Annotated in this window: 17 protein-coding genes and 1 pseudogene; 4 read left to right on the top strand and 14 right to left on the bottom strand. The window is 61.9% G+C overall.

Annotated elements, in window-relative coordinates; all coding sequences use genetic code 11:
• Window positions 1-199 (top strand): annotated as a pseudogene (locus CSQ93_RS25190) (IS1595 family transposase); the annotation flags it as partial.
• Window positions 200-249: 50 nt separating this feature from the next.
• On the opposite strand, the gene CSQ93_RS25185 reads toward CSQ93_RS25190, so the two are convergent.
• Window positions 250-450, bottom strand: coding sequence for a heavy-metal-associated domain-containing protein (locus CSQ93_RS25185; protein WP_077407505.1), 201 nt, complete (start codon window positions 448-450; stop codon window positions 250-252).
• Window positions 451-534: 84 nt separating this feature from the next.
• Entirely contained in the window at window positions 535-1,476 is a 942-nt protein-coding gene (locus tag CSQ93_RS25180; protein ID WP_099380396.1) for a bestrophin family protein, read from the bottom strand.
• 421 nt (window positions 1,477-1,897) lie between these two features.
• On the opposite strand from CSQ93_RS25180, the gene CSQ93_RS25175 reads away from it, so the two are divergent.
• Window positions 1,898-4,315: a TonB-dependent siderophore receptor gene (locus CSQ93_RS25175; RefSeq protein WP_233516339.1), complete on the top strand. Its 2,418-nt coding sequence runs from the start codon at window positions 1,898-1,900 to the stop codon at window positions 4,313-4,315.
• 45 nt (window positions 4,316-4,360) lie between these two features.
• Here CSQ93_RS25175 and CSQ93_RS25170 read toward each other — a convergent pair whose 3' ends face one another.
• The 10 genes from CSQ93_RS25170 to CSQ93_RS25125 all read right to left on the bottom strand — a co-directional run bounded on the left by CSQ93_RS25170 (window position 4,361) and on the right by CSQ93_RS25125 (window position 15,191).
• On the bottom strand, window positions 4,361-5,035 hold the full coding sequence (locus CSQ93_RS25170) for a site-2 protease family protein (RefSeq protein WP_099380395.1): 675 nt from the start codon (window positions 5,033-5,035) through the stop codon (window positions 4,361-4,363).
• A gap of 147 nt (window positions 5,036-5,182) precedes the next feature.
• Complete coding sequence (locus CSQ93_RS25165) at window positions 5,183-6,994, bottom strand: PhoH family protein (protein WP_099380394.1); 1,812 nt, start codon at window positions 6,992-6,994, stop codon at window positions 5,183-5,185.
• 289 nt (window positions 6,995-7,283) lie between these two features.
• Complete coding sequence (locus CSQ93_RS25160) at window positions 7,284-7,754, bottom strand: peroxiredoxin (RefSeq protein ID WP_099380393.1); 471 nt, start codon at window positions 7,752-7,754, stop codon at window positions 7,284-7,286.
• A gap of 74 nt (window positions 7,755-7,828) precedes the next feature.
• Entirely contained in the window at window positions 7,829-8,788 is a 960-nt protein-coding gene (locus CSQ93_RS25155; protein ID WP_099380392.1) for a polysaccharide deacetylase family protein, read from the bottom strand.
• Window positions 8,788-9,840 (bottom strand): bifunctional UDP-4-keto-pentose/UDP-xylose synthase, encoded by a 1,053-nt coding sequence (locus CSQ93_RS25150; RefSeq protein WP_070290550.1) that lies wholly within the window; start codon window positions 9,838-9,840, stop codon window positions 8,788-8,790. The genes CSQ93_RS25155 and CSQ93_RS25150 overlap by 1 nt, the downstream gene beginning before the upstream one ends.
• A gap of 21 nt (window positions 9,841-9,861) precedes the next feature.
• On the bottom strand, window positions 9,862-10,779 hold the full coding sequence (locus tag CSQ93_RS25145; protein WP_099380391.1) for a formyltransferase: 918 nt from the start codon (window positions 10,777-10,779) through the stop codon (window positions 9,862-9,864).
• Entirely contained in the window at window positions 10,779-11,774 is a 996-nt protein-coding gene (locus CSQ93_RS25140) for a glycosyltransferase (protein WP_099380390.1), read from the bottom strand. The genes CSQ93_RS25145 and CSQ93_RS25140 overlap by 1 nt, the downstream gene beginning before the upstream one ends.
• A gap of 11 nt (window positions 11,775-11,785) precedes the next feature.
• Complete coding sequence (locus CSQ93_RS25135; RefSeq protein ID WP_099380389.1) at window positions 11,786-12,922, bottom strand: DegT/DnrJ/EryC1/StrS family aminotransferase; 1,137 nt, start codon at window positions 12,920-12,922, stop codon at window positions 11,786-11,788.
• A 206-nt stretch (window positions 12,923-13,128) separates the two neighbouring features.
• Window positions 13,129-14,802: a glycosyltransferase family 39 protein gene (locus tag CSQ93_RS25130; protein ID WP_099380388.1), complete on the bottom strand. Its 1,674-nt coding sequence runs from the start codon at window positions 14,800-14,802 to the stop codon at window positions 13,129-13,131.
• Window positions 14,799-15,191, bottom strand: a complete 393-nt coding sequence (locus tag CSQ93_RS25125) for an Mth938-like domain-containing protein (RefSeq protein WP_070260554.1) — start codon at window positions 15,189-15,191, stop codon at window positions 14,799-14,801. The genes CSQ93_RS25130 and CSQ93_RS25125 overlap by 4 nt, the downstream gene beginning before the upstream one ends.
• A 423-nt stretch (window positions 15,192-15,614) precedes the next feature.
• Between CSQ93_RS25125 and CSQ93_RS25120 the strand changes: the two genes are divergently transcribed.
• Together CSQ93_RS25120 and CSQ93_RS25115 are read left to right on the top strand one after the other, a co-directional pair.
• Window positions 15,615-16,844: a pyridoxal phosphate-dependent aminotransferase gene (locus CSQ93_RS25120; RefSeq protein ID WP_099380387.1), complete on the top strand. Its 1,230-nt coding sequence runs from the start codon at window positions 15,615-15,617 to the stop codon at window positions 16,842-16,844.
• 89 nt (window positions 16,845-16,933) lie between these two features.
• The gene (locus CSQ93_RS25115; RefSeq protein ID WP_034785478.1) at window positions 16,934-18,256 is read left to right on the top strand and encodes a homoserine dehydrogenase; all 1,323 of its coding nucleotides are present in this window, start codon (window positions 16,934-16,936) and stop codon (window positions 18,254-18,256) included.
• A 62-nt stretch (window positions 18,257-18,318) separates the two neighbouring features.
• Here the strand turns inward: CSQ93_RS25115 and CSQ93_RS25110 are convergent, their stop codons facing one another.
• The gene (locus CSQ93_RS25110; RefSeq protein ID WP_099380386.1) at window positions 18,319-18,684 is read right to left on the bottom strand and encodes a ribonuclease E inhibitor RraB; all 366 of its coding nucleotides are present in this window, start codon (window positions 18,682-18,684) and stop codon (window positions 18,319-18,321) included.
• Window positions 18,685-18,705: 21 nt separating this feature from the next.
• The gene (locus CSQ93_RS25105; protein ID WP_233516336.1) at window positions 18,706-20,220 is read right to left on the bottom strand and encodes a sensor histidine kinase; all 1,515 of its coding nucleotides are present in this window, start codon (window positions 20,218-20,220) and stop codon (window positions 18,706-18,708) included.
• Window position 20,221 lies beyond the last annotated feature (1 nt).

The following is a 20,221-nucleotide window of genomic DNA, read 5'->3' as shown; positions in this document are numbered from 1 at the left end:
GGGCGCCGCGCATGTGCAGAACGTCAATGCGTATCACAGCCGCTTGCGGCAATGGCTGCGTCCGTTTCACGGCGTGGCGACGCGCTACCTGCCAAATTACCTGGGCTGGCGCTGGATACTCGACGCCGGGCGCATCCGTTCGCCAGAAACGTTATTGAAAGCAACCCTGGGAGTATTCCCACATCTGACGGTGACATAGCCATAAAAAAACAGCCGGCGCAAGGGCCGGCTGTTCTGGGCAGGTGTCGCTTATTGCGCGCTGGTGACGGGGTAGCCCGCCTCCACGATGGCCGCGCTGATGGCGCCCAGTTCGGCGGGTGATTCCACCGTGACACGCTTGCTGGCCAGGTCGATCTGCACCTGGGCTTGCGGGTCGACGCCTTGCACCGCTTTCGTGACCGAGCCGACGCAATGGCCGCAGCTCATGTTTTCAACTTGTAACTGATACATGGCAAGCACTCCTTGAATGATTAAGTGCTGCCACTGTAATCCTTGCCCCGGTGGGAAGGTCAAGCGGCAGCGTGATCGCTGATTTTAATGCAGCAAATAATCGTCAGCTTGCATGGGCGGCGGCACGTTCTCGTCCTGCACGGATTCGCGCAAGCTGATTTCGATGGCGCGGCACATGGCCGACAGCGGCAGATCGTTGGCGTCTTCGCCGAACGGTTCCTCGATCTCGTCCCCCAGGGCATCGAGGCCAAAGAAGGTGTAGGCGACGATGGCGACGACAAACGGCGTCATGAAGCCCAGCGAATCGACGAGGCCGAAGGGCAGCAGGAAACAGTACAGATAGGCCGTGCGGTGCAGCAGCAGCGAATACGAGAAGGGAATCGGCGTGCTGCGGATGCGTTCGCACGAAGCGCCTGCGCCCACCATGGCCGAGACCGTATTATCGATCTGCGTGGCCAGGATGCTGTCGATGCGACCTTGCCGGACGCAGTCGGCCAGGTCGTGGCCCATCTGCAGCATCAGGTAGTCGGACGGATTCGATGCCTTGCAGGCCGCGTCCCATTCGGCCGGGCGCAGCAGCGGCTGCAGGTCGGCGGGTCCGCGCGTGTCGCGCAGCTGGTGGCGCAGGGCGTGGCAAAAGGCGATGGTGCGGTAAATCATGCGCACGCGCACGTCTTCCAGGCCCAGCCTGGCGTGGGTCGGCGTGTCGCTGCGTATCATCGTCTGGCACTGGCGCGAGAAATTCCGGCTGCGCAAGACCAGTTCGCCCCACAGCTTGCGCGCTTCCCAGTAGCGGTCGTAGGCGGCAGTGTTGCGAAAGCCCAGGAAGATGGCCAGCGGCAAGCCGATCAGGGTGAATGGGATGGTCGTGAGGATCACCTTGTGGTCGAACAAGGTGCCGTGGCACCAGGTGACGAGGGTGGCGATCAGGGTATTGACGATCAGCGTGGTGCGGATGCGCGGCAGGACGGAGCCGCGCACCACGAGGAACAAGCGCAGCGCCGAGGGACGCTCGCGCACGATCATGCTGTGCTCCCTGTGGGGAGCTGGGCTGGCGGGGAACAGCGCGCCCGGTGATCGTTAAAAGGGGAAAGACGGAGTGGCAATGGCCGGGAACAAAAAGCCCGCGAGGTATGCGGGCTGAGCAGGGTGTACATGGGAAGCAGAGTAGGGGAGACGGCTTGAGTATAGGCCGCCGTTTCGCTTCCGGCCAATTCACAGTGGCGATAGGTGTTATTCATTTCATGAATGAATATTTCATTTGTAATTTAAATCCATGTAAGCGCTGAAATTACGATCTTTCGTCTGGACCAGTCGCAAAAGTTCGCCTGTATCAGGTGCGCCTGCAGGGCAGGACTTTTCGCGTCGAGCCTGCCCGATTCGTCTTCTCAAGGCACCTGCTAAGTAGGGGAATCATTTCAGCAGTCCATTCGAGAGGCTTTACACCATGTCCGTCAGTCGCAAGCAGCATTGCTATATTTCCACACCGCAAATCCTTCCCATCGCCCGTGCCGTGTCGCTGGCCGTGTGCAGCCTGGCACTGTATGCGGCCATGCCAGCCCTCGCGCAGGCGCAAACTTCCCAGGCCCAGCAGGCTGGCGCCACGCGCCTGGCCTATAACATCCCTGCCGGTCCGCTGGCGCCTGCGCTGCGCAGCTTGGCCAGCGCCGCGAATGTCTTGCTCAGCTACACGCCCGAACAGGCCAGCGGCAAGAGCACGGCCGGCTTGCAGGGACAGTATACGCCGCAGGCTGCCCTGGCGGCCTTGCTTGCAGGCACGGGCTTGCAGGCGGTCGAACTGGAAGCGGGCAGCTATGTGCTGCGCGCCGCGCCTGCCGTGGCCAGCGCAGGCACGGCGCCGGACGCCGTCATGCCGTTGATTTCCGTCATGGCAGCGGCTGACGCAGGCGAGGGTACGGTATCGCGCGGCTATGTACCGATCAGCGTGGCCGCCACCAAGATGCGCACGCCATTGATCGAGACGCCACGCGCCATTTCTGTCGTCACGCGTGAACAGATCAAGACGCAGGCGCCGAAAAGCATCGAACAGGCGCTGGCGTATACGGCGGGAGTGCTGACGGACGTGACGGGCGCCGACGTGCGCATGTCGGGCGCCACCATCCGCGGCTTCAGCGATGGCAGCTCGTACTACCAGGATGGCTTGAGGCTGTTGTCGGCGGGCAGTTATGGTTCCTGGAATAGCGAAATGGAAGACCTCGACAGCGTAGAAGTCATCAAGGGGCCCGCGTCCGTCTTCTACGGCCAGGGTCGCCCAGGTGGCATGATCAATGTCACGTCCAAGCTGCCGAGCGCCGACCACGTCAATAGCGTGGGCGTTTCCGCAGGGCGCTACCAGCGCTATCAGGTCAATGCCGACCTGGGCGGAGCCGTCGCGGGCAACGATGGCTTGTTGTACCGCGTCACGCTGACGGGTCGTGATGCCAACGACCGTCCCATCGAGTCGAAGAACAACCGCGTTTCCATCTCGCCGTCGCTGCGCTGGGACATCTCGGCGCGCACCAGTCTGACCGTGCTGGGCACATATTCGCAAGAGCGGGGTACGCCGAAACCATGGTGGCCCAGCCTGTTTGTCCATCCGCAAATCAAGGACTTGCCCGTAAGCCGCACGGCGGGCGACCCGTCCTTCGATTATTTCAACCGCGATACGCGCGCCCTCGGCTATATGTTCGAGCATGCAACAGGGAGTGGCTGGAAGCTGACGCAAAACTTGCGCTATGCCACCATCAAGGTCGATTATCAGCATATTTATGCCGAGGGTTTGCTGGCGGACGGACGCACGGCCACTCGCGGCAGCCTGGCGGAAAAAGTGGACGGCAAGACCTGGACGGTGGACAGCCGCGCACAAAAGGAATTTCGCTGGGGCGAGATCGAACACCGTTTTGTGGCGGGCATCGATTACCTGAGATACAAGGAAAATGACGGCCTGGGCTTTGGCTGGGACGTGCCGGACCTGGATATTTATTTGCCGGTGTACCATCAGGCGGTCGCTGCGCCTGAACTCGACTATACGGATACTGACCTCAAGCAGACTGGCCTCTACACCTTGAACCAGTTCAAGCTGGGCGCATGGGTGGCGAACGCCAGCCTGCGCCACGACCGCGCGCGCAGCACGCAGCGCAATTCGGCGACCACGCGCATCGGCGACAATGCCACCACGGGCAGCGCAGGCCTGCTGTACCTGTTCGACAATGGCGTGGCGTCGTATGCCAGCTATGCCACCTCGTTCGATCCGGCCACGGGCCGCGACTTTGACGGCAAGGCTTTCCAGCCACGCAAAGGCAAGCAGGTGGAGCTGGGTATCAAGTACCAGCCTGCTGGCACCTCCACCATGCTGACGGCATCATTGTTTGATCTGACGCAAACGAATGTCACGACTCCGGACCCACTGCATCCGCGTTCGTCAATACAGACGGGCGAAGTGCGCGCTACGGGCGTGGAACTGGAAGGCACGTTCAAACCCGTGCCCGAGCTGGGTGTGCTGGCTGGCTACACCTATCTTGACCCGCGCACGACGAAGAGCAACCACGACTACGAAATCGGCCGCCAGAGCCTGCAAACGACACGCCATGCGGCCAGCGTGTGGCTCGACTACCGGCCCCTGGCCGTGCCTGGCCTGATGCTCGCCGGCGGCCTGCGCTACCGTGGCAGTTCGCCCTACAATGGCGCGGCCAATGCGCTGTACCTGAATGATCCGTACACCTTGGCCGATATCGCCGTGGCCTATGAAACGGCGCGTTACCGCCTAGCCCTGAATATCGGCAATGTCTTCGATAAAAAATACTTTGGCGGCATCTTCCGTGGCGCGGAACGTGAAGCCCTGTTGAGCTTGAAGGTGAATTTGTAGCCATGACCGGGCTGTACCAGGCTGTAGCCAGCCGGGGCCGTGCGATTACAGCCCCGGCGCGCGCCAGCCATATACGGCCAGCGCCGCCACCCACGCCAGCAAGACCGCCAGCCCCGGCAACAGCACCCATTTCGTCACCGTTTCTTCCCACGCCACAAAAGCGCGTCCGCCGCGCGCGATGGCCAGCAGCGCCTGTCCGCCGTTCAAGCCGGCGAACGGCAGCAGGTTGAAGGCGCACAGTTTCAATGAGAACAGGGCGAACAGCAGCGCAAAGCCGTGCGTGCGGGCAAAGGTTTCTCCATCACCCAGCAATTCCTGCGCCACGGACAGCGGCGCCAGTGCGCCGTGGATGATCTGCCCGAAGGCAGCGACAAAGCACTCCCAGCCCGACGCTCCCATGATGCCCAGCGATAAGGCCAGCAGTACCCCCACGCCGCTCAATGGCAGCAGCACCTGCTTCCACAGCGGCTGGAAGTTATAGGCATCAAGACAGGGATCGTCGTCATACAAGGTTTCCTCGCGCGTATCCTTCAGCACCACGTTGCCGGCCAGGGGCAGCAGCTTGACATGGACTTTTCCTAAAGTCAGCAAGGTCGGTCCCACGCCATAGCTGATGCTGCGCACGGTGATGCCGAATGCGCGAGCGCACAGGGCCATGACGGAAATGTGGATCAGCATGAAGAGGATAAGGCAGAGCAACAACTGGAAAGCGGGGTGCATCGGATATGGTGTCCTGAAAGAAAGGAGCGGTATTAGAACATGCCTCCACGAAAAGTCGCGCACAAGAAAAAAGCCCCGCCTGCATCGCTGCAGCCGGGGCTTCGAATGACTGGGCAGCTTGCGCCGCCCGCTATAACTTACAGCACGTTACAGCACTTCGCTGGCGTGGTCGGCCAGGCGTGAACGCTCGCCGCGGGCCAGGGTGACGTGGCCGCTGTGGGTCCAGCCCTTGAAGCGGTCGACCACGTAGGTCAGGCCGCTCGAGCCTTCCGTCAGGTACGGTGTGTCGATCTGCGCGATGTTGCCCAGGCACAGGATCTTCGTGCCGGGACCGGCGCGTGTGACGAGGGTTTTGACTTGTTTCGGCGTCAAGTTTTGCGCTTCATCGATGATGAGGAACTTGTTCACAAATGTGCGGCCGCGCATGAAGTTGAGCGACTTGATCTTGATGCGCGAACGGATCAGGTCTTGCGTTGCCGCACGGCCCCATTCGCCGCCATCCGAGTCGGACTTGTTCAGCACTTCCAGGTTGTCGTCGAAGGCGCCCATCCATGGCGACATCTTTTCTTCTTCCGTGCCTGGCAGGAAGCCGATGTCTTCGCCCACCGGTACCGTCACGCGGGTGACGATGATTTCATTGTAGAGCTTGGTTTCCAGCACTTGCGCCAGGCCGGCGGCCAGGGCCAGCAAGGTCTTGCCGGTACCGGCCTGGCCCAGCAGGGTGACGAAGTCGCATTCCGGATTCATCAGCAAGTTCAGGGCGAAGTTCTGCTCGCGGTTGCGCGCCGTTACGCCCCACACATTGTTCTTCGTGTGGCTGAAGTCGCGCAGGGTTTGCAGCACGGCCGTCTTGCCGTTGATCTGTTTTACCTGGCCGTAGAATGGCGTTTCGCCGTTTTTCGGTTCCAGGTAGATGAACTGGTTGACCAGCAAGGATGGAATGAACGGGCCCGTCACGCGGTAGAACGTCGAGCTGTAGCCGTTCTTGCTTTCCTGCCAGGATTCCATATCCTTGCCGTGCTTGTTCCAGAAGTCGTCCGGCAATTGCACGATGCCCGAGTACAGCAAGTCTGTGTCTTCCAGCACATGGTCGTTGAAGTAATCTTCGGCCGGCAAGCCCAGGGCGCGCGCCTTGATGCGCATGTTGATATCTTTCGACACCAGCACGACGGGGCGGCCTTCCTGTTCCGATTCCAGCGAACGCACGACGGCGAGGATCTGGTTGTCGGCCTTGCCCACTGGCAAGCCAGCCGGCAGGTCGGCGCTTTGCAGACGCGTCTGGAAGAACAGACGGCCCTTGGCATCCTTGTTGCCCAGCTTGGACAGCAGGATGCCGTGTTCGATGGCGTCGTCATCCGTGTTGCTGATCAGGGCGTCCAGGGTGCGCGAGACCTGGCGTGCATTGCGCGCCACTTCCGTCATGCCCTTCTTGTGGTTGTCCAGCTCTTCCAGGGTCATCATCGGCAGGTACACATCGTGTTCCTCGAAGCGGAACAGCGACGATGGATCGTGCATCAGCACGTTCGTGTCGAGCACGAACAGTTTGCTGATGCCGCGCTGGTCGGCGGCGCGGCTGGCGGACGACTTGAGCTGTACTTCGACCGCCTTGTGCTTGGCCGGATGTGGCTGCTCGGCTTGCTTGACTGGCTTGATCGGCGTGACCTTGCCTTTTGCCGCCGGCTTGGCTTTCGCCGCAGGCGCGGCAACGACGGCAGGTGCGGCCGCAACCGGCGCAGGTGCAGGTGCCGGCTTGGCGACCATCAGGGCCGCCACTTGCTTGATCTTCGTGGCCGCATTGCGGACCGGCTTGGCAACTTCGGCGATCGCCGCTTCAATGATCGGTGCAGCCACTTTCTTGGCTGCCGGGGTTTTGGTGGCCGGGCGCGCTGCGCCTGCGGTTGGGTAATCTTGGGTGGCCAGGATGGTGGCTGGCTTGCTCGGTAATTTTGGCAGTGGCATCAGGATCTCAATCAAAAAATTTCTGGAATGAATCGCCCATGGGCAGCCAGCTTCTGGCGGCACTTCTCATGGGGTGGATGCGGGGGAACAACAATGCTACAAGACGAGTAACTGCCGGAAGGCCGGCAGCATGGCCGGTCATGGACGCCATCGGCGGGCTGCAGGCCCGCCTGGCGGAGTGGGTGGAGGCGCTTCGTTGACTCAAAATGGCGATAGGTACCGTGAACTGAACTGCGGTTGAACCAGGCTCGCTGGAAGCCGACAACGCGCATTGGATCAAAATGGACGATCAATTCAGATGCGCTACGAATTCCAGCACTTCTTCCACGTGAGTTGCGACCTTCACGCCTCTCCATTCTTTCACCAATCGGCCCTGGGCGTCAATCACAAACGTACTGCGCTCGACGCCACGGACCGTCTTGCCATACATCTGTTTCATCTTCATGACGTTAAACAGCAGGCAAACGGCTTCGTCCGGGTCGGAAATGAGCTCGAATGGCAGCTCCAGCTTGGCTTTGAAACTTTCGTGCGAGCGCAGGGAATCGCGGCTGATGCCGTAGATTTCCACGCCGGCGGCGACGAATGGTGAATACGCATCGCGGAAGGCGATGTTTTCCGTGGTGCAGCCAGGGGTGTTGTCCTTCGGATAGAAAAACAGCACGGTGGCCTTGGCCGGACGGCCCAGCAACTGAAAGGTCTTGCCGCTGGTCATAGCGGCGCTAAAGTCGGGTATGCTTACGAGGGATTGGCTATCAGCCACAGGTTCTCTCCTGAACGGTGATCATCAGCGCTGTTTTTAATCTGGCAACGCATCCAGGTGCAACAATACAGCATTCAGGCCGCTTTGCCCTGCACAATCAGGCGTCCCGAACGGCCTGGCAACTCATCCCAGGTGACGGGACAAACGGGCAAGTCCGTATTTTTTATCTTTTCATAATAATCGCCCATCGCTGCAAACTGGTAGCCCTGGGCTTTCCAGCCAGCCAGCAATTGTTCGAAAATGGGGGCGAGTTTCTGTCCTTCAAGTTCCGCATGCAAGGTATACACGTGATCGCGGGGATTATCCGCCGTCAGCGACAATATATGCGCGGCAACATTGCCGGTCGTGATCAGTTTGCCGTCGATTTCGCAGCCCAGCAATTCATCCAGGGTGGGCAGGGTGGTGGGCAGTTGCACGCATTGCAGGATGGTGTTGCCATTGCGCACGCGGTGCGGGCCATTGCTAGGATGGACCATGGCGCCGCGCGCGTCGAGCATGGCGCGGCCATCGGAGGCAAAGCGATAGCCGGCCGTGTCGTGTTCGACAAAGGCGCTGACATTCATTTGCCAGCCGGCCGCGCCGTGCGTGTGGGCCTTGGTGCCAAACACTTGCTCGTAGCGGTTGGCGGCCTTGCGCATCATGTTGATGGTCCAGGCGGCGTTGCGCTTGGCCACGTTGTCTTGCCACAGGGTGTGATCCCAGGTGTGGATGCCGCACTCGAAACCGGCATCGCGCACGGCGCGCAATTGCGCCGCGCATTGCTTGCCGATATCGGGTCCTGGCAGCAAAGTGCCGTACATCAATGTTTTCAAGCCGTAGTGCTCGACCACCGAGGTGCGCGAGACCTTGCTGAAAAAGCCGGGCTTCAAGGCGCGCCGCAGGGCCCAACCCGTGTGGTCGGGGCCCAGCGAGAACAGAAAAGTGGCCTTGGCCCGGTGCGCGGCCAGCATGCGCACCAGATTGCCCATGCCTTCACGGGTGCCGCGATAGGTATCGACGTCGATTTTCAGGGTCAGGAACGGCTTGCTCAACATTAATCCATCAGTGCTTTGGCTTGGGCTACCTGGCTGCGGTAGGCGTCGAAAATATTGCGCAGGGAATCGGCCATGGTGGTGGTCGGCGCCCAGCCCAGCTCTTCGCAGGTATTCGTGATTTTCGGCACGCGGTTTTGCACGTCCTGGTAGCCGGCGCCATAGTAGGCGCCCGACGTCGTTTCCACGATTTTCACGTGTTTCGCGCCTTCGGCATATTCCGGGTATTCGGCGGCCAGGGTCAGCATCATGCCGGCCAGGTCGCGGATCGAATAGTTATTGGTCGGATTGCCAATGTTGTAGATCTTGCCGCTGGCGATGCCGTTCTTGTTGGCGATGATACGGATCAGTGCATCGATGCCGTCGTCGATATAGGTGAACGCGCGTTTCTGCGCGCCGCCGTCGACCAGCGAGATGTTCTCGCCGCGCACGATGTGGCCAAAGAATTGCGTCACCACGCGCGAGGAACCTTCTTTCGGCGTGTGGATCGAATCGAGGCCGGCGCCGATCCAGTTGAACGGACGGAACAGGGTAAAGTTCAAGCCTTCCATGCCGTAGCCCCAGATCACGCGGTCCATCAGCTGCTTGGCGTTCGAATAGATCCAGCGCGGCTTGTTGATCGGGCCGCAGATCAGTTCCGAGTTTTCCGGGTCGAATTCCTCGTCATGGCACATGCCATACACTTCCGAGGTCGACGGGAAGACCAGGTGTTTGCCGTACTTGGCGGCCGAGCGGACGATGGGCAGGTTGGCTTCGAAGTCCAGTTCGAACACGCGCAGCGGCTGCTTGACGTAGGTCGATGGCGTGGCGATGGCGACCAGGGGCAGGATCACGTCGCATTTCTTGACGTGGTACTCGACCCATTCCTTGTTGATCGTGATGTCGCCTTCGAAGAAGTGCATGCGCGACTTGTAGTTGTCATCTTCCAGCAATTCCGTGATGCGGTCCGTGTTCATGTCCATGCCGTAGACATGCCAGTCGGTGGTTTCCAGGATGCGCTTGGACAGGTGGTGGCCGATGAAGCCGTTGACGCCTAAGATGAGGACTTTTTTCATGTGAGATTCTCTTGAGTGATATCAGTGTGTGCTGACGCGGGTGGTCAGACTTGCTTGCAATTGCTGAGCCGAAATCGGCTCCCCGGCAGCCCTCAGCGCGGAAATGGCCAGCATGCGGCCGTCTCCGCAGACGCCAAAGATGCAATTATCCACTACCGCCAAGCCCGGTGGCAAACTTCCTGCGGAATGCTTGCTCAAACGGGCTTTTTCGATGGTGTAAATGACATCGTTGACTTCGGTGAAGGCGCCGGGATAGGGCGGCGCGACAGCCCGGTGCAGGTTGTATACCTGCTGCGCCGGTAACTTCCAGTCGATCCTGCCGTCTTCGGGCTTGCGGCCGCCGAAGTAGCCGCCCTGGCGCAAATCGTTGAGCTGTCGCGGCGCCGTGCCGTCCAGCAAGGCCGGCAGCACATTCCACAAGGTTTGTTCCGCCGCCACGGTGACCTTGCCGAAGACTTCGAAGGCCGTATCGTCGGGCAGGATGGGCACGGCCGTTTGCGCGACGATGGCGCCGGCATCGGGCTTGACCGTCATTTCATGCAGGGTCGCGCCCGTTTGGGGGGCGCCATGCAGCACGGCCCAGTTGACGGGTGCGCGACCGCGGAACTGCGGCAGCAGCGAGCCGTGCATATTGTAGGCGGGCGCGACTTCCAAGATGCTAGCCGGCAACATGTGGCGGTAGTAAAAGCTGAACAGCATGTCCGGCGTTGCCGCCTGCACCTGCGCCAGCAGTTCGGGCGCGCGCGCGTCCGAAGGCGTGATGTACGGGATGCCTTCGGCCTGGCACAGACTGGCGACGGATTCGAACCACAGGTTTTCCGTGGGGCTGTCTTCGTGCGTGACGACCAGGGCGATGTCGACGCCACCGGCCAGCAGCACCTTGATGCAGCGCACGCCTACATTGTGGTAGCCGAAGACGACGGCGCGTGGCGCGCCCATCAGCGGCCCACCTGGCGCTTTTCCAGGCGCACGTACGATGGCGCCTCGGCTTCCGCCTGGATCATGCCGTCCTGCAAGATGGTTTGCACCACGTAGCGGGGGCGGGCACGAACTTGCTGGAAGATGCGTCCCACGTATTCGCCCACCAGACCGATGCCGAACAGGATCACGCCCATCAGGAAGAAGGCGATGGCGAACAGGGTGAACACGCCCTGCGCCTCGGCGCCGAACAGGAAGCGGCGCGCCAGCAAATAGATCACCAGCACGGCCGAACTGAAGGACAGTAGCATGCCCAGCATGGAAAAGATTTGTAGGGGAATCAGCGAAAAGCCCGTGACCAGGTCGAAATTGAGGCGGATCAGGCTGTACAGTGAGTATTTCGATTCGCCGGCCGAGCGTTCCTCGTGCTCGACGGTAATTTCCGTGGGCTTGCGGGCAAACGTGTAGGCCAGGGCGGGCACGAAGGTGTTGACTTCGGCGCACTGGTTGACCAGGTCGATCACATTGCGGCCATACGCGCGCAGCATGTTGCCCTGGTCCGTGATCTTGATGTTGGTGATGCGTTCGCGCAAGCGGTTCATCATCTTCGATGCCAGGGTGCGCCAGGCGGAATCTTGCCGCTTGCGCCGGATCGAGCCCACGTAATCGTAGCCTTCACGCATCTTCGCCACCAGGTTGCCGATTTCCTCGGGGGGATTCTGCAGGTCGGCGTCGAGCGTGACCATGATCTGCCCGCGCGACGCTTCAAAACCGGCCAGGATGGCCATGTGCTGGCCATAATTGCCGTTGAACAAGACCACGCGCGTGACGTCGGGGCGCTGGCGGAACTGTTCCGCCAGGATGGCTACCGAATTGTCGCGGCTGCCGTCGTTGATGAAGATGATCTCGTAGCTTGTCTGCAGGGCGTCGAGGGCCGGATACAGGCGGGCGAACAGGCTGGCCAGGCCATCCTGTTCGTTGTAGATCGGAATGATAATGGACAGTTCAGGTTTCATCGGCGCGCTGCTCATTTGATGAGAATGGATTTGACCGTGGCGACGGCGCGTTCCACGTCCTGTGTCGTCATGGCGTAGAACATCGGCAAGGTCACGGTCAGGCGGCCGATCTTTTCCGAGACGGGGAACATGCCCTCGGTAAAGCCGCGTTCGCGGTACATGGTAAACAGGTGGATCGGTGCGTAATGATAGCCCGTTCCCACGTTTTGCTGCGCCATTTGCTGCATGAAGGCGGCGCGCGTGCCGGGGCCATTGTCGGGCAGGATGATCTGGAACAAATGCCAGTTGCTGTTTTCAAAATCCTGCACCGGCAACTGGGCGCCGCTCAGGGCTTCGAAGTCGCTGCCGAATTGCTCAAAGTAATGGCGCGCCAGCGCGCGGCGGTGGGTCGTGATCGCATCGATATTGGCGAACTGGCCCAGGCCGATGGCGGCCATGATGTCGCTCATGTTGTACTTGCCGCCCAGCACATCGACGTCGATGCCGTCGACGCCGCTGCGCGTGACGCCCTGCAGCCGGTATTTCTCGGCCAGCTTCGCTTCCTCCAGGTTGTTCAGGACGAGGCAGCCGCCTTCGCCCGTGGTGATGTTCTTGTTGGCCTGGAAGCTGAATGAGACGAAGTCGCCAAACGCGCCGATGCGCTTGCCTTTCCAGGTGGAACCGAACGCTTGCGCCGCGTCTTCCACGACCCGCAAATTGTACTTGTCAGCGATCGCGTACAGGCGGTCCATGTCGACGGGCAGGCCGGACAGGTAGACGGGGATGATGGCCTTAGTACGCGGGGTGATGGCCGCTTCCAGCTTGTCGAGGTCGATATTCCGGGTGACGGGGTCGATATCGGCGAAAACAGGCGTGGCGCCCACTTCGATGATGACGTTGGCCGTCGCTACCCACGACACGGGCGTGGTGATGACTTCGTCGCCGGGGCCGATGCCGGCGATGCGCAGGGCGATTTCCATGGTGCACGTGCCCGAATTGAAGGTGCGCACGGGACGCCCGCCAAAATACTCGGACAGCTGGGCTTCGAAGGCCTGCACTTTCGGGCCGCTGGTGATCCAGCCCGAGCGCAGCACGTCGCCGACGGCGGCGATGGTCGCTTCGTCGATGGTGGGTTTGGAAAAGGGCAAAAAGGGCAGGGTAGAGGTCATGGGGCGCAGTTCTTGGATCTGTATTGTGTCAGGGTATCGGCATCGCCGAGGCTGCCAGTGCCGTCAACAGGGGCCGGCAGGCATGGCTATTTTATATCGTCAGTATGGCGGCGCAGCCCCTTCAGCGGTGAAAAATCCTGCTGATGCGGGGACGGCGCAAGCTGGCCGGGGGCGCAATCCGTGCTGCCTCGCGCCCCTTTAAACATTTATTTGTTGGCAATGACCATGCGGCGCGCATCTTCGGCAATCACACGCATGGGCACGCCACGCGCTTGCAATTCCTTGTAACGGTTCAGGCTGATAATCGCCATGTCGCGCACGCCGGCATTGGCATCGTTCGTCCACTGCGTGATGAAAGTCTCGATGCTGGGGATGGACAGTTCGGGCTGCTGTTTCAGGCCAAACGTAAACTCATCCCAGTAATCGACGAGGATCACGGGCCGCTGCAGATAATACGTCAGCGACTGTTCATAGATGCCGACGGAATAGAGCTTGGTATCGGCCGTCAGTTCGGCCTGGATCTGCGGCAGCATGTCCGTGCCAGCGCGGTTCTGGCCATACAGCTCGGAGCCGGCCAGGATGCAGTGCGTGGCCAGGAAGCCGGCGCCGGCGATGGTCAGCACCGTCATGTCGCGGCGCAGCTGGCGCGCATGCAGCAAGGCCAGGGCGCCGCCGGCCAGGGCGAAGAAGCCGGCCGCCATCAGCCATGGCTGGTAGCCCTTGAGCGCGACCAGGGCTTCCGCGTCGCGTGCGCTGGCTTTGCTGAAGGCGATCGGTCCGCCGATCAGGATGGCCGCGCCCAGCACGCACAGCAGGCCGGCGGCGAACAGGCGCTGGCGGCGCGAAGCCGATTCCAGGTACAGCGCCACCAGCAGGGCCAGGGCCGGGAAGACGGGCACGATATAGCCGGGCAGCTTCGACGTCGAATAGCTGAAGAAGAAGAAAATGAAGACGGCCCAGACCAGCAGCATCAAGCGGGGCTGGAACGCGCCTTCCTGGCGCTGGAAGGCGGCGGCCAGGCTTTGCGGCAGCACGCCTATCCATGGCAGGATGCCGGGGATGAGCAGCACGAGGAAGTAATACCAGGCGCCTTCGCGCTTGTGGCCCTTCATCAGGAAGCGCTGGAAATGTTCGTGGATGAAGAAGAAATGCGGCTGTTCCGGATTGCGCAGGGCGACCAGCACGAACCATGGCGTGGCGATGGCAAAGAACACCAGCAAGCCCTTGACCAGGTGCAAACGCGTCCAGATGCGCCAGTCGCGCGCGCACAGCGAATACAGCACCAGCACGGCGCCCGGCAGCACGATGCCGATCAGGCCCTTGGCCAGCACGGCCAGCGCCATGGCGGCCCAGCAGGCCAGCATCCAGTTGCGTCGCTCGTTCGCCGTGGCGTCATCGCGCTGGGCGATCAGCAGGCTGCCCAGGGTGAGGGTCATCATGCCCGACAGGCCCATGTCCAGCGAATTGATCTGGCCGGAAGCGAGCCAGAACAGGCTCGACGCCAGCACCAGGGCCGCATACAGGCCGACGCGCGGGCCGAACACTTTCTTGCCCGCGTAGGCCGTCATGCACACGCCGATGATGCCGCACAGGCCAGTCCACAGGCGCGCCTGCCATTCGCCCAGGCCGAAGGCGGCGAAGGTCAGCGCATTCATCCAGGTTTGCAGCGGCGGCTTTTCAAAGTACTTGATGCCGTTCAGGCGCGTGGTGATCCAGTCGCCCGTGACGAACATTTCGCGCGCCATCTCGGCGTAGCGGCCCTCGTCGGGCGGCACCAGCGTGCGCACGCCCAGCGCATACAGGGTGACAACGATGAAGATGCCCAGCAGGGACCACATCAGCACCCGCGACGAGTGCAGCTCGTTGACATTGATTTTCATGCGGCCTTGCCTGCGGCCGGGGCCAGGATCAGTGCCAGGGTGACTTTGCGGCCTTCGCCCATGAGGATATTGTAGGTGCGGCAGGCAGCCTGGCTATCCATGCATTCGACGCCGATGCGGCGCATGGTCAGCGCGGCCGTCAGCTTCGGATGCACGAAGCGCTGGCGCTCGCCCGTGCCGAGGATGACCACGTCGGGCGCGTCGGCCAGGATTTGCGCGAAATGCGCCTCGTTCAATTGCTCGAAACTGTCCACCTCCCACGCCCGTGGCGGCATTTCCGGCATGACGATCAGGCTGTAGTTGTAGGGCTGGGCATTGATCTCGACGCCGTTTTCGTCATAGCCGGTGACAGTCTGGTATTGTTGGGTGCTGCTGGCATGGAGTTTCATGGCGATATCGGGGCTGGTCGTGTCGGTTGATCGGTGCGCGCGCGGCCAAACTGCGTGCCGCGGCCAAGGGCGTAAGCATGCCATAAATGACAGAAAAGAGCGACTGAAAAGCAACATCCTTTCCAAATTGCAATGTTCGGCGCCACAGTGGCGATGCCTGCTTGCGCCATGGTAGTGCTGCAAGATTAAGGGAAGATGAAGATGGCACCCGCCCGATTCTCATCCGGAGGCGCCGGCGTGGCAGAATCGGCGTCAAATGCTGGGGTTGGCCATGTTTAATTTGATAAAATGGCCTGTTTTCGGCGAGAATGGTTGTTTTCGCCTTGCAGTCTTTCGCATCGCAGTTTCACGGGTTCATAGTTCTGGCGCGGCTATCATGCTGCAAGCTTAGGTCTCCGCGCCGCATCACGACAGGGATTTATTTTGCGACCGATTCAGAAATCGAATAAATTGGCGGACGTCTGCTATGACATCCGCGGCCCGGTCCTGGAAAAATCCAGGCAAATGGAAGAAGAAGGCCACAAGATCACGAAGCTCAATATCGGCAACCTGGCCGTCTTCGGCTTCGATCCGCCGGACGAGATCGTGCGCGACATGATGCTCAATCTGCAGAACGCGGCCGGCTATACGGATTCGAAAGGCATGTTCGCGCCGCGCAAGGCCGTCATGCACTACACGCAGGGCAAGAATATCGCCGGCGTGACCATCGATGACATCTACCTGGGCAATGGCGCTTCCGAGCTGATCGTCATGTCGATGAACGCCCTGCTCAACAGTGGCGACGAAGTGCTGGTGCCGGCACCCGACTACCCGTTGTGGACGGCCGCCGTCAGCCTGTCGGGCGGCAATCCCGTGCACTATGTGTGTGACGAGCAGAACGAGTGGTATCCCGACATCGAGGACATGCGCCGCAAGATCACGCCGCAGACCAAGGCTATCGTCGTCATCAACCCGAACAATCCCACCGGCGCGCTGTACCCGGTGGAAGTGCTGCTGCAGATCGTCGAACTGGCGCGCCAGCACCAATTGATCATTTTCGCCGACGAGATCTACGACAAGGTCCTGTACGACGAAGCCGAGCACGTGTCGATCGCCTCGCTGGCCGACGACGTGCTGTTCATCACCATGAACGGCCTGTCGAAGAATTACCGCTCCTGCGGCTACCGTTCCGGCTGGATGGTGGTTTCGGGTGAAAAGCGTCACGCAAAAGATTACATCGAAGGCCTCAACATGTTGGCCTCGATGCGGCTATGCGCCAACGCGCCGGGGCAGTTTGCCATCCAGACGGCGCTTGGCGGCTACCAGAGCATACAAGACCTGGTGGGGCCCGGCGGGCGCCTGTTGAAACAGCGCGACCTGGCGCACAAGCTGCTGACCGATATTCCGGGCGTCACCTGTGTCAAGCCGAAGGCCGCGCTGTACATGTTCCCGCGCCTGGACCCGGAGATCTACCCGATCGCCGACGACCAGCAGTTTGCCTATGAATTACTGGCCGAAGCGAAGGTCCTGATCGTGCAGGGCACGGGCTTCAACTGGATCGCGCCCGACCATTTCCGCGTCGTCTTCCTGCCCAACTCCGATGACCTGACCGAGGCCATGGGGCGCATTGCGCGCTTCCTCGAAGGTTACCGCAAGCGTCACGGCCGGGGCTGAACCAGCCAGCAGCAGCAATCTCGATCAACCATACCGATCAACCTGGCGCCGCCCAAGGGGGCGCCACTTATGAGCAGTCAAGCACAACTATGAAATCCATCAAGATCGGCCTGCTGGGCCTGGGCAATGTCGGTTACGGCACGTTCAGCGTCCTGAAACGCAACCAGGAAGAAATCAAGCGCCGCGCGGGCCGCGGCATTGAAGTCGTCGCCGTCGCCGTGCGCGACGTGGCGCGCGCCGAAGCGCTCGTCGCCGGCGGCTGCAAGGTCGTCAATGACCCGATGCTGATCGTCAACGATCCCGAGATCGACATCGTCGTCGAACTTATCGGCGGCTACGACCTGTCGAAAACCCTGGTGATGCAGGCCATTGCCAACGGCAAGCACGTGGTCACGGCCAACAAGGCCCTGCTGGCCGTGCACGGCAACGAAATCTTCGCCGCCGCCCAGGACAAGGGCGTGATGGTGGCCTTCGAGGCGGCTGTCGCCGGCGGCATCCCCATCATCAAGGCGCTGCGCGAAGGCTTGACGGCCAACCGCATCGAATGGATCGCCGGCATCATCAACGGCACCACCAATTTCATCCTGTCCGAGATGCGCGACAAGGGCCTCGATTTTGCCACCGTGCTGAAACAGGCGCAGGAACTTGGTTACGCGGAAGCCGACCCCACCTTCGACATCGAGGGCGTCGACGCCGCGCACAAGGCCACCATCATGTCGGCCATCGCCTTCGGCATCCCGGTGCAGTTCGACAAGGCCTACGTGGAAGGCATCAGCAACCTCAATGCCGTCGATATACGCTACGCCGAGCAACTGGGCTACCGCATCAAGCTGCTGGGCATCACCAAGCGCGCCACCGTCAACGGCGTGGAAGGCATCGAGCTGCGCGTGCATCCGACCCTGATTCCGGCCAAGCGCCTGATCGCCAACGTGGAAGGCGCCATGAACGCGGTGCTGGTGCATGGCGACGCCGTCGGCGCCAGCCTGTACTCGGGCCGCGGCGCGGGCGCCGAGCCGACCGCCTCGTCGGTGATCGCCGACCTGGTCGACATCACGCGCCTGGCCACGGCCGACCCGGAACACCGCGTGCCGCACCTGGCGTTCCAGCCGAACGCGATGACCGACATCGCCATCTTGCCGATGTCGGAAATCACCACCAGCTACTACCTGCGCATGCACGTGGCCGACCAGCCGGGCGTGCTGGCCGACCTGACGCGCATCCTGGCCGAACGCGGCATCTCGATCGACGCCATGCTGCAAAAAGAGCCGGCCGAGGGCGAGACGCACACGGACATCATCATGCTGACGCACCAGACGCAGGAAAAGAATGTCACGGCCGCCATCGAGAAGATGGAAGCCCTCAATAGCGTGGTGGGCACGGTCACCAAGATCCGCCTGGAAAACCTGAGCTGATTTTCACAAGGTTGCATGCAAAACGGCGCCCGCGGGCGCCGTTTTTTCATCCGATGACTGTCTTACAGTTGCGGCACGCCGGGCGCGCCGACCGGACCCACATCCATGCCGTCATAGCTGGCCAGCTGGTTGTCCTGCGCAAACGCCATCAGCTCGCCATTGCGCGCGTGGAGGCTGTCGACGCCATGCACTTCGGCCTTTTCCACGTGCAGTACCCACACGGGCGGTGCGGCAGGGTCGTCGAGTTCGGGCTGGTACAGTTCCACCGGGCGGTAGCCCTGCAGCGCCAGCAGGGTGGCGGCTTGCTCCAGCGGCTCGGACGCCGGGTTGGTGAAGTAATAGCCCCACAGCAGCGGCTGGGACAGATCCCACGGCGCGTTCTCGGCGATATTGGCAAACAGTTCGGTCACATCTTCTTTGGTCATCATGGCGGTGCCTTCCTTAAAATCTCAGGACGCGATCTTAGCATCGACTGGCGTCGGGGCGAAATACACGCCGACTTTCAGTCCATGTCCATTCGCCGCTGTCGTCAGTTCCAGGCGGGCGCCGTGCAGGGCCGCGATGTCGCGCACGATGGCCAGGCCCAGGCCGGCGCCGCCAGGGTTGCTCTCGAGCGCCGTGCCGACCCGGTAGAACGGCGTGAACACGCGTTCGCGCTCGGCCGGCGGGATGCCCTTGCCGCTGTCTTCCACCTCCAGCACGGCGCCGTGTCCGTTCCCTGCCTGCGCGGCGCGCACGCGCAGGATCACGCTGCCGCCCTGCGGCGTGTAGCGCAGGGCGTTGTCGACCAGGTTGGCGACCAGTTCATGCAGCAGCAGGGCCTGGCCATGCACGGGCGCTTCGTCGGGCGCTTCCAGCGACAGGTCGATATGCTTGCCGACGGCGGCCATGGCCATTTCCAGTCCCACCTGCTGCGCCACGTCGCGCAAGGGTACGGTGTCCATCGCCAGGTTCTCGCCGCCATGCTCGATGCGCGCCAGGGTCAGCAGGCGGTTGGCCAGCAGCACGGTCGAATCCGTGGTGGCGGCGATCGAGCGCACGATGTCGCGCAGGGCGGCCATGTCCTGCGGCGCGGCGCCTTGCCGGTCGCACTCGCGCATGGCCAGTTCGGCCTGGGTTTTCAGCACTGTCAACGGCGTGCGCAACTGGTGCGAAGCGTCGGCGATGAAGCGGCGCTGGCTGGCGATCAGCTGCTGTAGGCGCGACATGGAGCCGTTCATGGCGCTCACCAGCGGGCGCATTTCCTTGTGCACCAGCGTGGGGTCGACGTCTGACAGGTCGGACAGGGTGCGCGTCTCGACTTCCGTTTTCAGGCGCATCAGCGGGCGCAGCACCAGGCGCACGGCAAACCACACGAGGGCGCCCATCACCAGTATCATCGCCGCCTGCCAGCTCAGGGTGTCGAACAGGATCTGGTTCGACAGGCCGCGTCGCGCGTCCAGCGTTTCGGCCACCTGGATCAGGGCGATGCCGCGCATCGAGTCGTCATACACGGGTTGCAGCAGGGCGGCGATGCGGATCGGCTTGCCATGGTAGTCGGCGTGGTAGAAGCGCACCAGGGCCGGATAATTCTGTGAGCGGGGCACGTTTTTTGGCACGGGCGGCAAGTCGCCATAGCCCGACACCAGCTCGCCATTGATGCCCGTCACCTTGTAGTAGATGCGGCCCAGGGTGTCGGTCTCGAAGCTGTCGAGCGCCACGTAGGGCACTTCGGCCACCACCTTGCCGCCCACGATGGAAACGCGCTCGGCCAGCGCCCGCGTCGACGCCAGCAGGGAGCGGTCGTAGGCCATGTCGGCCGCGTCGAGCGCGTTGCGGTACACAAAAACGGCATCGAGCAGCACCAGCATCACCAGCGGGATGAGCAGCCAGCGCAACAGCTGGCTGCGCAGGCTGCCCAGCGGCCGCCCCTGCGCCCAGCGCCGGCGCAGGCGCTCGAACACGGGCAGGTGTGGGGCACGCACG

Origin of the sequence: Janthinobacterium sp. BJB426 (assembly GCF_002735705.1) — a bacterium.
Taxonomy (GTDB): domain Bacteria; phylum Pseudomonadota; class Gammaproteobacteria; order Burkholderiales; family Burkholderiaceae_D; genus Janthinobacterium.
Note: the sequence above shows the minus strand (reverse complement) of the source record. Positions and strands in the feature narration are given on the sequence as shown.

What these genes read in the sequence shown, in the direction of transcription:
- CSQ93_RS25185 (WP_077407505.1), bottom strand. Translation starts at nt 450, where the DNA reads ATGTATCAGTTACAAGTTGAAAACATGAGCTGCGGCCATTGCGTCGGC.
- CSQ93_RS25180 (WP_099380396.1), bottom strand. Translation starts at nt 1,476, where the DNA reads ATGATCGTGCGCGAGCGTCCCTCGGCGCTGCGCTTGTTCCTCGTGGTG.
- CSQ93_RS25175 (WP_233516339.1), top strand. Translation starts at nt 1,898, where the DNA reads ATGTCCGTCAGTCGCAAGCAGCATTGCTATATTTCCACACCGCAAATC.
- CSQ93_RS25170 (WP_099380395.1), bottom strand. Translation starts at nt 5,035, where the DNA reads ATGCACCCCGCTTTCCAGTTGTTGCTCTGCCTTATCCTCTTCATGCTG.
- CSQ93_RS25165 (WP_099380394.1), bottom strand. Translation starts at nt 6,994, where the DNA reads ATGCCACTGCCAAAATTACCGAGCAAGCCAGCCACCATCCTGGCCACC.
- CSQ93_RS25155 (WP_099380392.1), bottom strand. Translation starts at nt 8,788, where the DNA reads ATGTTGAGCAAGCCGTTCCTGACCCTGAAAATCGACGTCGATACCTAT.
- CSQ93_RS25150 (WP_070290550.1), bottom strand. Translation starts at nt 9,840, where the DNA reads ATGAAAAAAGTCCTCATCTTAGGCGTCAACGGCTTCATCGGCCACCAC.
- CSQ93_RS25145 (WP_099380391.1), bottom strand. Translation starts at nt 10,779, where the DNA reads ATGGGCGCGCCACGCGCCGTCGTCTTCGGCTACCACAATGTAGGCGTG.
- CSQ93_RS25140 (WP_099380390.1), bottom strand. Translation starts at nt 11,774, where the DNA reads ATGAAACCTGAACTGTCCATTATCATTCCGATCTACAACGAACAGGAT.
- CSQ93_RS25135 (WP_099380389.1), bottom strand. Translation starts at nt 12,922, where the DNA reads ATGACCTCTACCCTGCCCTTTTTGCCCTTTTCCAAACCCACCATCGAC.
- CSQ93_RS25130 (WP_099380388.1), bottom strand. Translation starts at nt 14,802, where the DNA reads ATGAAAATCAATGTCAACGAGCTGCACTCGTCGCGGGTGCTGATGTGG.
- CSQ93_RS25125 (WP_070260554.1), bottom strand. Translation starts at nt 15,191, where the DNA reads ATGAAACTCCATGCCAGCAGCACCCAACAATACCAGACTGTCACCGGC.
- CSQ93_RS25115 (WP_034785478.1), top strand. Translation starts at nt 16,934, where the DNA reads ATGAAATCCATCAAGATCGGCCTGCTGGGCCTGGGCAATGTCGGTTAC.
- CSQ93_RS25110 (WP_099380386.1), bottom strand. Translation starts at nt 18,684, where the DNA reads ATGATGACCAAAGAAGATGTGACCGAACTGTTTGCCAATATCGCCGAG.